Genomic DNA, 13,642 nt, shown 5'->3' with positions numbered 1-13,642 from the left:
GCGATTTTAGATATCAATAAACCACTGCGTCTGTGAGTTCTCATATACACGTTGTTAAAATCTAGGTCTTTTGGATCAACCCCCGCTCCCTCAGCTCTTCTACATATTTTAAAACAATCTATAACCAAAGTAACATGTCGCAGCAATAATAATACATAATATCAAAATACTGACTTTTCTAGTTTCCTTGATTACTTTTATCTCTACTATTTTTTGGACTATTAATATAGTTATAGCTACGAAAATCGCTGTAGTCTTAATCCTCTGATTTTCTATAAACATCGTCGCAATTATTATAGCTAAACTAAAAACTGTAATAAGCATATTAACAGCCATAAATATTAATTTTTTATCCGCCATATTTATTTTTTCCTTATCTTGATTGTTACTTTAACAATCGGTGTATCCGTCGCAATTCGAATATTTTCTTTAGGATAAATTTTCAAATTACTTCGTTCTTCTGTTTCTTCTTTAACATCACTTAAATCGACATCAACGAACATCTCTGATATTTTGGCTAAATCCATTGCATTTTCTGCCCTAATGGTTACTTTAGAGACATCCGCAGTCGCACTAATCAGCTCAAAACCTGAAGGAAGACTTCCTATAGTATTTACTTCTAGTGGAACTTCTTTTTCTATATTTTTAAGCTCTATATTCATAACCGTTGAACTTGGTTCTATTTGAATATCTTCAATTTTATTATAGTCACTATCATAAGCTACTAGTTTTGCTTCTTCTCTAGTATTTCTATTAAGTTTCGTGCGAGTATCACTCTCAGCACGAACCTCATTTATTCTATTAAGACTCTCTATCGCACCAGAAATCTTAACTGTTTCATTCGACACACTTAGATTATCTACTTCATATCCAATCAGTAGTCGTTCTTTCTTAACTACCGGTGTAACTTTAAATTCTTTTGTTGCTTTTTCTCTAATAGATATAGTTATAACAGACGGTTCTGCAGTACCATCAACACCTTTTTCTAAACCATCAATCTCAATTCTAACCTTTTGATCATCACCTATTTGAGCATTTCTAAGATTTAACTTCGCCTTGAAGTTTTTAGCAACACTTTCTTTCTGAACTTTTGTTTTCGTTCCAGATAATTTCACAGATACTGTATTAGGAATACCAACTACATAAAGCTTATCTCTATCATAATCAACATCCAGTGGCACATCACTTACCCAAGCTGTTGCATTATCACTACTACTATCTCCAAGAACCGAAAAGTTTTTAAAATTCTCATTAACCGATAGGAACAATAGTATCGCTATTAAAAATGATATTAACTTTAACTTATTATTTTCTTTTAGTTGCATAATATCACCTCTTATTTAATTATTTTCTCTTGCTGTTTCCAATTTTTCTCCAAGAATTTCGTTAAATCCTCTGTTGAAAAATCCGAAGTTAAAATTCCATTTTGACAAACGCTAATCTTTCCTGTTTCCTCAGATACAGCGATTATTATTGCATCTGTAACTTCAGATAATCCTAGTGCAGCACGGTGTCTTGTACCATAGCTACTAGCTATCGATCTATTATCCGATAAAGGAAGTACACAGCTTGCCGCACGAATCTTATTCTCATCGATTATCATAGCACCATCATGCAAAGGTGTATTTGGAATAAAAATATTAATTATAAGTTCATTTGTCACCTCGGCATTGACCGTAATACCACTTTCAACGTATTCATCAAGACCTATATTATTTTCTAGTACTATTAATGCACCTATTCTTCGACGTGCCATATGTCTAGATGAATCAACAACAGCTTTTATTATATGTTCGGTCGAATCTTTCTCAACATCTTTATAATTAATATTGAAGATATTAGACAGCTGTACCCTTCCTATATATTCAAGAGCTCGTCTCAATTCTGGTTGGAATATAATCATTATTCCCAATACTCCCCAAGTTACTGCTTGTTCAAATATATATGTCATCGTTCTAAAACCGATGAAGTTAAAGAATATTTTTAATCCTATGACGATTAATATACCTTTAACAAGTTGCATACCACGAGTACCTTTTAATAAACTCAATAGTTTATAAACTAAAAACCAAACTAATAATATATCCAATAAATGAATAATTAATGTCAGTGTACTTACTCCTGATAAGTATTCAGCTATCATAAATATTCTCCTTCCTTTAGTTAATAATATCTCGTTACGCATATACCCCTTATTCTTATGCGTATAACAGTCCACTCTCAATTATATCATAAAATACAAGCGTTGTGCTATTTTTTATAGAAGAAAAAAGAAGATATTTTACAATTAACATATGCAAAATACCTTCAATATACTTTTTATATTTTTAGCTTTTAGTTATACTTCACTAAATAGCAGCCTGTAGCCCATGTATTTCTGGGTTTTCTCCGTATAAACTATCATTAGTTCACTAATCAACCTTACTTATATATACGAAATCTGTAGGTGGTACGGTACCTTTTCCTGTATCTGGTTGACCTGCTGTTATCAAGATAGAATCTCCAACTTCAGCTAGTCCAACTTCTTTAGAATATTCAGAAGCATTACTTAGCATCTCTTCCATACTTAACATCTTAGGTTCGATATACGGTACTATTCCTCTAGTAATCACTAACTTTCTAGCACTTTCTCTATCAGGTAAAACCGCTAGCACAGGTACATTTGGACGATATCTCGCGATGAAACGAGCTGTTGTTCCTGATTTCGTATAAGTTACAATACTTTTAACATCGACTGCTTCTAAAAGATGTTTTGTCGTCATAGAGACAGCGTGAGAGATACTCATTTTATATCCTTCCACTTCGAATCTTTCAGCATCAACAGCATTATTTTTTTCAACAGTTCTTATAATTCTATCTACTGTTTCTAGGGCTTCACATGGATAATCACCAATCGCAGTCTCCTCTGTTAACATTATCGCATCAACACCGTCAAAAATTGCATTTGCAACATCAGACACTTCAGCTCTAGTCGGTCTTGGATTATAAACCATAGAATATAACATTTGAGTAGTTAAAATAACTACTTTCGCAGCTTCATTAGCTCTTCTTACTATTTCCTTTTGAATTCCAGGTAGATCTTCATACGAAATATCTACCCCGAGTTCATCACGATTAATCATAATCGCATCTGCAATTTCCAGTATATCATCAAGATTGTCATAACCATCTTTACAATCTATCTTAACAATAATTCCTATATTTTTTCCATGTGACTTAACAAGCTCTTTTACCTTCGTAATCTCTTCTAAGTTTCCTACAAAAGGACACGCAACGAAATCTACATCATTTGCGCAGGCAAAGTCTACATTCTCCTCATCTATTCTTATGAGTTTATATTTATTTTTCGCATAAATATGATCCACATCATATATTATAGCTAAGTCTCTTCCCGATTCTTCTCTTAGAGCTTTAACCTTCTCTATCCTTTCAACATTTTGTTCATTATTCCCATAATAAGAATCTATCAATACAGCGTCCGCTGCACCTTCCACTATTTTTCGTAATATTTTATCTGTAGCATCACCTATAGTAGCTATTATTTTAGAATTTCTAATCATAATTCTTCACCTATCCATATCATTATTTCATATTTTATTATAGCACAGCAAAATATAACATACTATACTATAAAAATTAGGACAGTTCTTACCTTTTATTATTAAGCAGATAAATATTATTGTTAAATGTAAAATTCTTAACGGTATTAAATCTCATTTGTTTAGGGAATTTTAGTTCTTATTAGTGCATTAATTTAGTATAAACTATAAAAATATAACTATATATTTCTCTTTCGAAAAGAGTTACAATTCATTAAATAAAAGAAAAAATCTTACCTTTTTTGTAAGGTTTTTTCTTACAAAATAGCTTACATTTGTAGTTGTTTTTTAGCGATAATTATAAAAAATATTTATAAAGTTTATTTACCTATAAGCCTTATTTAAAGAACATAGTAGCTTCTCTAAAAATTGAGACTATAAAAAAAATAATATTACCTAATATTTTAAAAACTATTGACAACATTCATTCTGTAGTATATAATTTTACATACTGATATAACACATAGTTTTCAGTTATTAAAATTTATATATACAATCATTTTAGGAGGAACATATTTTATGTTATCATTTTTAAAGCCTAAAGCTAAATCACATACAGTTCCTGCCGATAAAGTTATGCCAACTTATAAAAAATTAAGATTTATTTCTTTCCTTGGAGTGTTCCTTGGATACATGGCATTCTACATTGTTAGAAATAACATCAGTTTATCGAGTAGTGACCTTAAAGCATCTTTAGGAATTTCTAAAACTCAAATGGGTGCAATCATGAGTTACATGTTACTTGCATACGGATTAAGTAAAGGATTTATGAGTAGTTTATCGGATAAAGCAGATCCGAAAAAATATATGGCTCTTGGACTTTTCCTTTGTGCATCTGTAAACTTAGCACTTGGAGTTAGTCACACTGTATTCTTAGTATCAATCTTAGTAATCTTACTAGGACTTTTCCAAGGTATGGGAGTTGGACCAGCATTCATCACACTTGCAAGCTGGTACCCTAAAAAAGAACGTGGTCGTATGACTGCTCTTTGGAATATTTCTCACAACATCGGTGGAGGAATCGTAGCAAGTATCGTTACATTAGGATTCTTCATCTTTGGTAAAGAACACTGGAAATTAGCATACTACGTATTCCCAGCAATTATCGCTATTATCTTCGTTATTATTATCCTTGTTTTAGTTAAAGGAAAACCAGAAAACGAAGGTCTACCAACTATGGAAGAAATCACTGGTGAAACACAAAAAGTAGAAGTAAAACACGTACCAGAAGAAGCTGCAAACTTAAGCGCAGGTCAAATCTTCGTAAACTACGTATTAAAAAACAAACACGCTTGGTATGTATCTTTAGTTGATACATTCGTATACTTGATCCGTTTCGGATTAATCTCTTGGCTTCCAATTTACTTATTAGAAACTAAAGGATTCACAAAAGGACAAATGGGTATCGCCTTCACATTATTCGAGTGGGCTGCTATTCCATCAACACTTCTTGCTGGATACCTATCTGATAAAGTATTCAAAGGTTACCGTATGCCTCCAGCAATCGGTGCAATGGTTATCATTTTCTTCTGTCTAATCGGATATTGGGAAAGTACTTCTCTAGTATGGGTAATCGTATTTGCCAGCCTTTCTGGATGTCTAATCTACGTACCACAATTCTTAGCATCAGTTCAAACTATGGAAGTTGTTCCATCATTTGCTGTTGGTAACGCAGTTGGTCTAAGAGGATTCATGAGTTACATCGTGGGTGCTTCATTCGGTACTTGGTTTATCGGATTCGTTGTTGACCGTGTAGGTTGGTCTGGAGGACTTTACGTACTTCTGACATCTGCAGTTCTTTGCATCGTATTCGCAGTATTAAGTCACCGCGGAGCTAAAGAATTAGCACACAAATAATTAACAATTCAAAACATTAAAAAGCACTGAACAAAATCGTTCAGTGCTTTTTCTTATATCTACTTACGTGTTAAGTAGTTTTCGATATTGTAATCTTGTGGATCTAGTTCTATATTATTACCTAAAATAATATTCGCTACACTATAACCAATTATCGGACCTGTAGTTAAACCTGAAGAACCAAGACCGCTAATCGCATAAACATTTTTCAATGTTGGAACCTCACCAAAGAACGGAGAATAATCACTAGTATAAGCCCTGATTCCAACACGTTCATTTATTGTCTCTGCAGCTTTTAATTCACCTAAGAAGTTCTCTGCTTCTTCACCAAAAGCATCAAGTTGCTGTTTATCAACAGTTAAATCAAAGCCCACGTCATTTTCATGTGTCGCTCCAACACTAACAACACCTTTTTCAAATGGAATAATATCCAATTCCCCCTCAGGCATTATAACTGGATAAGATCCTGTATTTTCATCAGCAACTTTATAATCTCTTAGTTGGCCTTTTTGAGGACGAACATCAACATTAAATCCAAGGGGCTCTAATATATCTTTTAACCATGCTCCAGTCGAGAGAACAACAGTATCAAAGACCTGTCCATTAATCTCATACTTATCCCCAACAGCCTTTAGACTAACTTTTTCCCTAACGATATTAGCTTTCGAGGCAGTAAGCAAGGTATTAACGAACCTCTCCCCTTCTACTCGTCCACCACCACTCGCATACAGTACATCTCCATTGTTATCAAAGCTAGGAATGATTTTTTGAACCTCTTCTTTTGAGATTATCTCTAAATCTCCTATCATCGGTGATAATTCTTTACGACTTTCAGCAAGTTCTTTTAACTCGGATAGCTTATCTTCATTTTTTTTCAATAAATACACTCCACATTGTGAATAAAAATCAGTATTATAGCCATCATCTTCTAAGTCTTTAACTAATTTTAAATAAAAATCCGCACCTAACCTAGCCATCTTATACCAAGGTTTATTACGTCTTTTAGAAAACCACGGACTTATAATCCCTGCCGAAGCTTTTGTAGCTTGACCTACACCATAATCAAAAACTACTATTTCATTTTTTTGTTCTTTTGACAAATAATAAGCACATGTAGCTCCTACTATTCCCCCACCTACTACTGCTATTTTCATAAGATACCTCACTTTTTTAATAAGTCTACTAATTAAAATTATAACTCAAAAAAATTATAGAGTAAACTTTAACTTTGAAATTAACTATAAAATCAATATTTCAGAGAAATTTATCGTAAACAATAACTATAATGTATGATAACATTCCTTTTACTAGGTATCCTGTAAAATAAAGATATATTGCAAGTTTCTCTCAAATATATTTAATTAGCACAACAAAATTTATTTCTAATTATTTCACATAAAAGTTTCACTTAGGGTAACTTTATATGAATAACGAAATATTTTTCTAATTAGAATAATTTTATAGACTTATACTACATATCATATTATAATAGTATTTAAGTCAAATGACTATATAATTATAATTTGCAGGAGGTAAACTATGACTGAAATGAAATTAATACCAAGAAATGAAGTCGAAGAGAAGTATACTTGGGATATGACTCTTCTATACAAAACTGATGAAGATTTTAAAGCGAGCCTTGAGAATATTAAAAAAGAAATCTTGGATTTCAAGGCTACTTATGAAGGAAAATTAACGAATCATGCTACTTTAGATACTGCCGTTAAAAAATACGAAGAACTTTATGAAGAGTACTATAAACTATCTCACTACGCTGAACTACCAATGGCTGTAGATAGATTTAATGATAATGTAGTACAAAATGTAACACTATTTGAAGATGTATCTACATTATGGGCGGGGAATTTAAGTTTCTTCGATACTGAACTTGTAGAACTAGATGAACAGTTCATTAAAGATTTCGTAAAAAACTATCGTCCTGATTTAGAATATTACTTCAAAAAAATAGTTCAGGAGAAAAAACATACATTATCAAAAGAAGCTGAACAAGTAATCGCGAATTACGAAAGCCTTCCTGGTTACTACAATCTATACGAGGTAACTAAACACGAAGATATGCAATTCGACAGCTTTGAAGCAAATGGAAAAACTTTCGAAAATAGCTTCGTACTATACGAAAACTTACACGAAATGGATAATGATACTGAAGTGCGCCGTAATGCTGCGAAAAGTTTTTATAAAACATTAAATGCTTATAAAAACACTTCAGCAAACGAGTATATTTCACAAATCAAAAAAGAAAAAATGTTAGCTACAATGCGTGGTTATGATAGTGTTATTGACTACCTATTAGCTGCTCAAGATGGTAACCGCGAACTATACGATCGTCAAATCCGTACTCTTATGACAGATTTAGCACCTCATATCCGACGTTACATTAAGCTTCTAGCTCGCGAGCACAAAATTGAAGATATGCAGTTTGCAGACTGTAAAATCAACCTTGATCCAGATTTTGAAGTTGATATGACTATCGATGAATCTCGTTCTTACCTTAAAAAAGCACTTGGTGTTCTTGGTGAAGACTACGTTAAAATGATTGATGAAAGTTATGACAAACGTTGGACTGACTTCCCTCAAAACATCGGGAAAAGTACTGGTGGATTCTGTGCAACAGTTCCTAATGTAGCTGGATTTATCCTACTTTCTTGGACTGGAAAAATGAATGAAGTTTTCGTTCTTGCTCACGAGCTTGGACATGCTTATCACTTCATGAGTACAGGAAAACACCAAACAATGTTAAATAACGATTGCCCACTTTACTTCGTTGAAGCTCCTTCAACTTGTAACGAGGTTATCGTATCCAACTACCTACTAAAAACTAACACTGATGCTCGTTTCAAACGTTGGGTTATCAGTAACATGATTAGTAGAACATACTTCCACAATATGGTAACACACTACTTAGAAGCTGTTTATCAAGATAGAATCTACAAAATGGTAGATAACAATGAAATGTTAACTGCTGATGTTCTTTCTGAAGTAAAACGCAACGTTATGGAAGAGTTCTTCGGAGATAGTTTAGTAGTTAATGAAGGTGCAGAGCTTACTTGGATGAGACAACCTCACTACTACATGGGACTATATCCATACACTTACTCTGCAGGATTAACAATCGGTACAGCTATCGCTAATAAGATCGATAATGACAGTTCTTATGCCGACACTTGGTTAAATGTTCTTTCTAAAGGAAGCAGCATGTCAGCACTAGATCTTTCTAAACTTGCAGGTTGTGATGTAAGTACTGATGAACCACTTAAAGAAGCAATTGCTTATGTTGGTCACCTAGTAGACGAGCTTTACAACTTAACAGATGAATTAAATAAATAAGAAGTGACTCAAAAATCGTTATTTCATAGAAATCGATTTTGTCGAGTCACCCTCGCATAGTTTATTAGATATCTAAAAAGCTTCTATAAAGCGAATTTAGATATCAATAAACCACTGCGTCTATGAGGAGTGCCTCGATAGAATTAATTACAAAAAATTAATTTCGTCGAATCACTCCTATTCTATTATATATATAACTATGATATACTTTAACAAAGTAGCAATTTGAAGGAGTTTTATATGCATAACAGTTGGAATGAAGTAATAAAGAATTATCCAAAAATAGATGAACTTAATGAATTAGTAGAAAAAATAGATAAAAAACGTCTTACCACAACAATCTATCCTCCAAAAGAGCAAGTTTTTAGAGTTTTTGACTTAGCATTAGAAGATATTAAAGTCGTAATATTAGGGCAAGATCCTTATCATAATCCCAATCAAGCTTGTGGATTAAGCTTTTCTGTAAATGATGGCATACCACTTCCTAAAAGTCTTATAAATATTTACAAAGAACTTCACGATGACTTACGTATAAATCCAGCAAAAACAGGGAATCTTGAATCTTGGTTTAATCAGGGGGTATTTCTTCTTAATGCGGTTCTTACTGTTGAAAAAAATTCTCCTGCGAGTCACAGCAAGATGGGATGGAAAAATTTTACGGATTACATAATTGAAACTATTTCTGAAAAAAATGAAAATGTAGTTTTTGTTTTATGGGGAGCTTACGCAAGAAGTAAAAATAAACTAATTGATTCTTCAAAACATTTGATTATTGAATCAGCTCATCCAAGTCCATTATCCGCATACCGTGGCTTTTTTGGGAGCAAAGTCTTCTCTCAAATCAATAATTATTTAGTCTCTCACAACAGAGGAAAAATAGACTTTGAATTAAAAATGAAAACAAACGAGCAAATTTCATTTTTTTAAATATTTTCAAAAAAATTTTAAGTATATTTTAAGTAAGAGGTATATAATGATTACCTAAACAAAAGTAATGAAATTTCATTCTTAACGACACTTGTCGTTTCTCCCTTTTAAGTTTGAAATTATTTTTGTTTAAACCAATATTTCGGTTAATTCTTTATGATATTAACAGATAATAAAACTTTTTAATTTTTTTCATAATGTGGCTTGTCGCTCCCTAGGCAAGCCATTCTCCCTTTTAAAGAGTTGAAAGACTCTTTTGTTATTTGTATATAAGATTAGATATAAACAAGCAAGAAATTGCTTAGAACTTAATTTAGTTCACCCGAAAAACGTGTTCCCCAAACACGTTTTTTTATTATATTTTAAAACAAAAAATCTCAGACATTTTGTCTGAGATCTTTCATATATTATGCAGCTCTTCTATACCCTGCTTTTTGGGCTGCCTCTTCTGAGTTAAAGACTAATAGGTTTTTAGCTGCAATATTATTGTAAGAAGGATGTGTTGGTGTATAGTAGTAACCATTCTTTTTACTAGCTCTAACAATAACCTTTCTAGGTTGTTGCACCTGTTGTTGAGATTGTTGATTTTGAGCTACTTGAACAACTTCTTTTTTCTCACTATCACTTTCATCTATTCTTTTTTTAGATGGTGGTGGCGGAGCTATTTGATGTTCTTTATTTTCTGTTGAATTTTCTTCTTTTTTCTCTTCAGAAGATTGTTCTTCTACTTTTTTATCACGCTCTTCTTTTTTCTCTTGGAAAGTTTTTCTTTGTTCTTCTTTTCTAGCTTCACTAAAATGATTTGTCATTAGCATTGTTAACATCATAACAAATGCACTTACAACACCTAAGACAACTTTTTTCAAACGCGTTTTTCGTTGAATAATTTTTACAATAGGTGGACATAATAGTATAAAACTTAATACAAATACGACAATAGCGTATCTAATACCATGAGTAAACACCATGCTAAGTGATATTATCATAAATACTAAAAAGACAAACCACAAAATAACTTGTCCATGTTCTTTCATGAATTTATTCACAATATTTCTCCTTAAAAATAATCACTTATCTATTCTAACACTTTCTTAGCTAATAGACAATTATTTTTATAAATAACTAATTCACATGGCATCTAACTCTTCCGCCATGAACATATGTTTGTATAAACTCTATAATTATTTTCTAGAAATAACCATAGAGATACCTTGACCTCCACCTATACAAAGTGAGCATAGTCCTTTTTCTTTATTATCATTTATTAATGCATGCACTAATGTAACTAAGACACGACAACCGCTTGCTCCTATAGGATGTCCTAAAGCTATTGCCCCACCACGCGTATTAACCTTAGTTACATCCAGGTTTAATAATCGCGTTACTGCTATAGATTGTGCTGCGAAGGCTTCATTCATTTCGAATAAATCAATATCCTCAATATTCAAGTTTAATTTTTCTAACACTTTTTGCGTTGCAGGAACAGGTCCTAAGCCCATTACCTTATTATCTAAACCTGTTGAAGCATAACCTTCAATGTAACAAAGAACATCTAAACCTAGTTCTTTGGCACGTTTTTCACTCATTAGAATAACACAAGCAGCTCCATCATTAATTCCTGAAGCATTCCCCGCTGTCACAGTTCCATCTTTTTTGAAAGATGGTCTCAGTTTAGCTAGACTTTCTAAGCTACTATTAGCACGAACATATTCATCCGTATTAAATGTAATCTCCTCACGTCTAGTTTTAATAGTTATAGGTACAATTTCATCAACAAATAGATTATTTTCAATCGCTGAAGCCGCCTTTTTTTGACTCGCTAGAGCAAATTCATCTTGTTCTTCTCTTGTAATACCGTATTGCTCCGCAATATTTTCGGCAGTAATACCCATGTGATAATTCTCAAAAGCATCTGTTAGACCGTCATTAATTATAGTATCTTCTAATTCAAAGCTACCTAGTTTTTGACCGAAACGAGCATTTTTCGTATAATGTGGTGCCGCACTCATATTCTCTACTCCACCACAAACTACGATATCATTGTCTCCTACCATAATAGATTGAACTCCAAGAACAACACTCTTTAATCCTGATCCGCAAACTTTATTCACAACAAAGGCGCTTTTCTCTTTTGGAATACCTGCATTAACAGCAATTTGTCTTGCTACATTCTGCCCAAGACCAGTCTGCAATACATTACCGAATATAATTTCATCAACAAGATTTGGATCAAGATTTACACTTTCTAATGCTTGTTTTACAAGATCTCCACCGATTTTCGCTGCAGAAACATCTTTTAAACTTCCTCCAAAACTTCCTATAGCAGTTCTTTTCGCACTTACAATAGCAACTCTATTCATGTTTTTTTCTCCTAAATTTAGTTTACTAGTATATTTTACTATAAAAAATAGACTTCATCAAATAATGTAATAAAACTGAGCCGATCATAAAAATTACACTATTGTAACATCCAATAAATATTTTTGTAATATAAATGTAATATATTTGTAACAATAGGTTGTTTTTTGTAATTTTAGGATGTATAATATAAATATAAAGAAGTTATACAAAAGAAGGTGGATAATATGAACAAACTTCTAAAAACAACAGGTATATTTATTTTAGGAATAGGACTTATAGCTGGTTGTACAGATAAGGTTGCACAAGAAATTGATAGTAACAACAATAACATAACTAGTGAAGTAACGACTATTGAAGAAACACCGACTTCTTTAGCTAACCTACAAAAAGAAGTTGATGATATTAAACAAACAGATACCAACATTAATACAAATATTATTAATAATAAACCTACAGATCAAATAGCAACTCCTACTAGAAAAAACACTACAAGCCAACAAATTACTCAAAATAGAAAACACAACCTAGCCAAAGCCGGAGAGATTTTACAACCTATGGCATACGGAATGTTAAATCTAAAAGGTAGCAGCACCGCCAATGTGGTACGATTTATCGCTAGTAACGACGGTAGCAATAACGTAGTAAAACAAATAAACTTAACTAAAGTATTAGACTTACTAAATACATACAATGCACAAACATTCCATAAACAAGACGTACTACAAAGATTACAAAATGATAAAGAAATTGAATTTGTTCAATTAAATAATAGAGTTACTGATTTTAGCAAACAAAACTTAGAAAAATTGATGAATCATAAAAATAAAGTTGTATATCTCGCTAAAGATCAAATATTCTTAACTAAAAGTGATATTGGATACGGAGGTGCTGCTGATGCAATCTTCATGCCGGTGAAAAAATGGGAAGTTAAAGGAGACAGAGTACTTATTCCATACGAAAATATCGCTACTAGAAAACCAGTAGGTATGATGACACTTCGCTTAAACAATAAAAACTACGAAAGTGGAGAAAATAGAACAGTGTATTACGTAGAAAAATTCGAATTATATTAAAAAAACAAAAGACATCGTCATTTCACATGGCGATGTTTTTTTACGTTAAATTAAAATCGATATCCAAAGAACCTCTTTATTGAAATAATATAAAAATAGGTAACCGACTTAAGTTCTCCTTTTGTCAGTTACCTACATAGATTCCTATTTAATATTACTGAGATTTGCTAGTTTTCTAATAAAAGGATTTGATAAATAATAGTCTTATTATTTAACCATTTTCTTTACATCATCAATAGCATCTTCTGCAGCTTCTTTTACATCTTCTGCCACTTCTTTTACTTTAGAAAATAGTTTTCCAGCGAATCCTTCTTCTTCAACAGCTTCTTTAGCATCCTCTGCTTTCTCTTCTACAGCATTTTTCACATCTTCTGCTTTGTCTGCTGCTTCATCTTTAACATCTTCTGCTACTTCTTTTGCATCTTCCACTTTGTCTTCTGCTCCGTCTTTCACGTCTTCCGCTACTTCTTTTGCGTC

General features: G+C 32.3%; 11 protein-coding genes and 1 pseudogene. 4 read left to right on the top strand and 8 right to left on the bottom strand.

Annotated features, from left to right (window positions below; genetic code table 11):
* Window positions 1-108: 108 nt before the first annotated feature.
* The 4 genes from HMPREF3186_RS07240 to HMPREF3186_RS07225 all read right to left on the bottom strand — a co-directional run bounded on the left by HMPREF3186_RS07240 (window position 109) and on the right by HMPREF3186_RS07225 (window position 3,560).
* Window positions 109-360 (bottom strand): hypothetical protein, encoded by a 252-nt coding sequence (locus HMPREF3186_RS07240; protein WP_060914583.1) that lies wholly within the window; start codon window positions 358-360, stop codon window positions 109-111.
* 2 nt (window positions 361-362) lie between these two features.
* A complete protein-coding gene (locus tag HMPREF3186_RS07235) occupies window positions 363-1,325 on the bottom strand; it encodes a CdaR family protein (RefSeq protein ID WP_060914582.1) in 963 nt (320 codons plus the stop codon).
* 11 nt (window positions 1,326-1,336) lie between these two features.
* A complete protein-coding gene (gene cdaA / locus HMPREF3186_RS07230) occupies window positions 1,337-2,143 on the bottom strand; it encodes a diadenylate cyclase CdaA (protein WP_060914581.1) in 807 nt (268 codons plus the stop codon).
* 268 nt (window positions 2,144-2,411) lie between these two features.
* Complete coding sequence (locus HMPREF3186_RS07225) at window positions 2,412-3,560, bottom strand: pyruvate kinase (RefSeq protein ID WP_060914580.1); 1,149 nt, start codon at window positions 3,558-3,560, stop codon at window positions 2,412-2,414.
* Window positions 3,561-4,118: 558 nt separating this feature from the next.
* On the opposite strand from HMPREF3186_RS07225, the gene HMPREF3186_RS07220 reads away from it, so the two are divergent.
* Window positions 4,119-5,456, top strand: a complete 1,338-nt coding sequence (locus HMPREF3186_RS07220; protein ID WP_060914579.1) for an MFS transporter — start codon at window positions 4,119-4,121, stop codon at window positions 5,454-5,456.
* 59 nt (window positions 5,457-5,515) lie between these two features.
* Here the strand turns inward: HMPREF3186_RS07220 and HMPREF3186_RS07215 are convergent, their stop codons facing one another.
* The gene (locus tag HMPREF3186_RS07215; protein ID WP_060914578.1) at window positions 5,516-6,610 is read right to left on the bottom strand and encodes an NAD(P)/FAD-dependent oxidoreductase; all 1,095 of its coding nucleotides are present in this window, start codon (window positions 6,608-6,610) and stop codon (window positions 5,516-5,518) included.
* A gap of 385 nt (window positions 6,611-6,995) precedes the next feature.
* Between HMPREF3186_RS07215 and pepF the strand changes: the two genes are divergently transcribed.
* Window positions 6,996-8,804, top strand: coding sequence for an oligoendopeptidase F (gene pepF, locus HMPREF3186_RS07210; protein WP_060914577.1), 1,809 nt, complete (start codon window positions 6,996-6,998; stop codon window positions 8,802-8,804).
* A gap of 240 nt (window positions 8,805-9,044) precedes the next feature.
* Window positions 9,045-9,731: a uracil-DNA glycosylase gene (gene ung, locus HMPREF3186_RS07205; protein WP_060914576.1), complete on the top strand. Its 687-nt coding sequence runs from the start codon at window positions 9,045-9,047 to the stop codon at window positions 9,729-9,731.
* 407 nt (window positions 9,732-10,138) lie between these two features.
* Here the strand turns inward: ung and HMPREF3186_RS07200 are convergent, their stop codons facing one another.
* Both HMPREF3186_RS07200 and HMPREF3186_RS07195 read right to left on the bottom strand, forming a co-directional pair.
* Window positions 10,139-10,777 (bottom strand): sunset domain-containing protein, encoded by a 639-nt coding sequence (locus tag HMPREF3186_RS07200; RefSeq protein WP_060914575.1) that lies wholly within the window; start codon window positions 10,775-10,777, stop codon window positions 10,139-10,141.
* Between the two features lie 135 nt (window positions 10,778-10,912).
* Window positions 10,913-12,091: an acetyl-CoA C-acetyltransferase gene (locus HMPREF3186_RS07195; protein ID WP_060914574.1), complete on the bottom strand. Its 1,179-nt coding sequence runs from the start codon at window positions 12,089-12,091 to the stop codon at window positions 10,913-10,915.
* 225 nt (window positions 12,092-12,316) lie between these two features.
* On the opposite strand from HMPREF3186_RS07195, the gene HMPREF3186_RS07190 reads away from it, so the two are divergent.
* The gene (locus HMPREF3186_RS07190; RefSeq protein WP_060914573.1) at window positions 12,317-13,165 is read left to right on the top strand and encodes a protein kinase family protein; all 849 of its coding nucleotides are present in this window, start codon (window positions 12,317-12,319) and stop codon (window positions 13,163-13,165) included.
* A 207-nt stretch (window positions 13,166-13,372) separates the two neighbouring features.
* Here the strand turns inward: HMPREF3186_RS07190 and HMPREF3186_RS09225 are convergent.
* A pseudogene (locus HMPREF3186_RS09225) lies at window positions 13,373-13,642 on the bottom strand (Asp23/Gls24 family envelope stress response protein); the annotation flags it as partial.

Source organism: Gemella haemolysans (genome assembly GCF_001553035.1).
Taxonomy (GTDB): domain Bacteria; phylum Bacillota; class Bacilli; order Staphylococcales; family Gemellaceae; genus Gemella; species Gemella haemolysans_B.
Note: the sequence above shows the minus strand (reverse complement) of the source record. Positions and strands in the feature narration are given on the sequence as shown.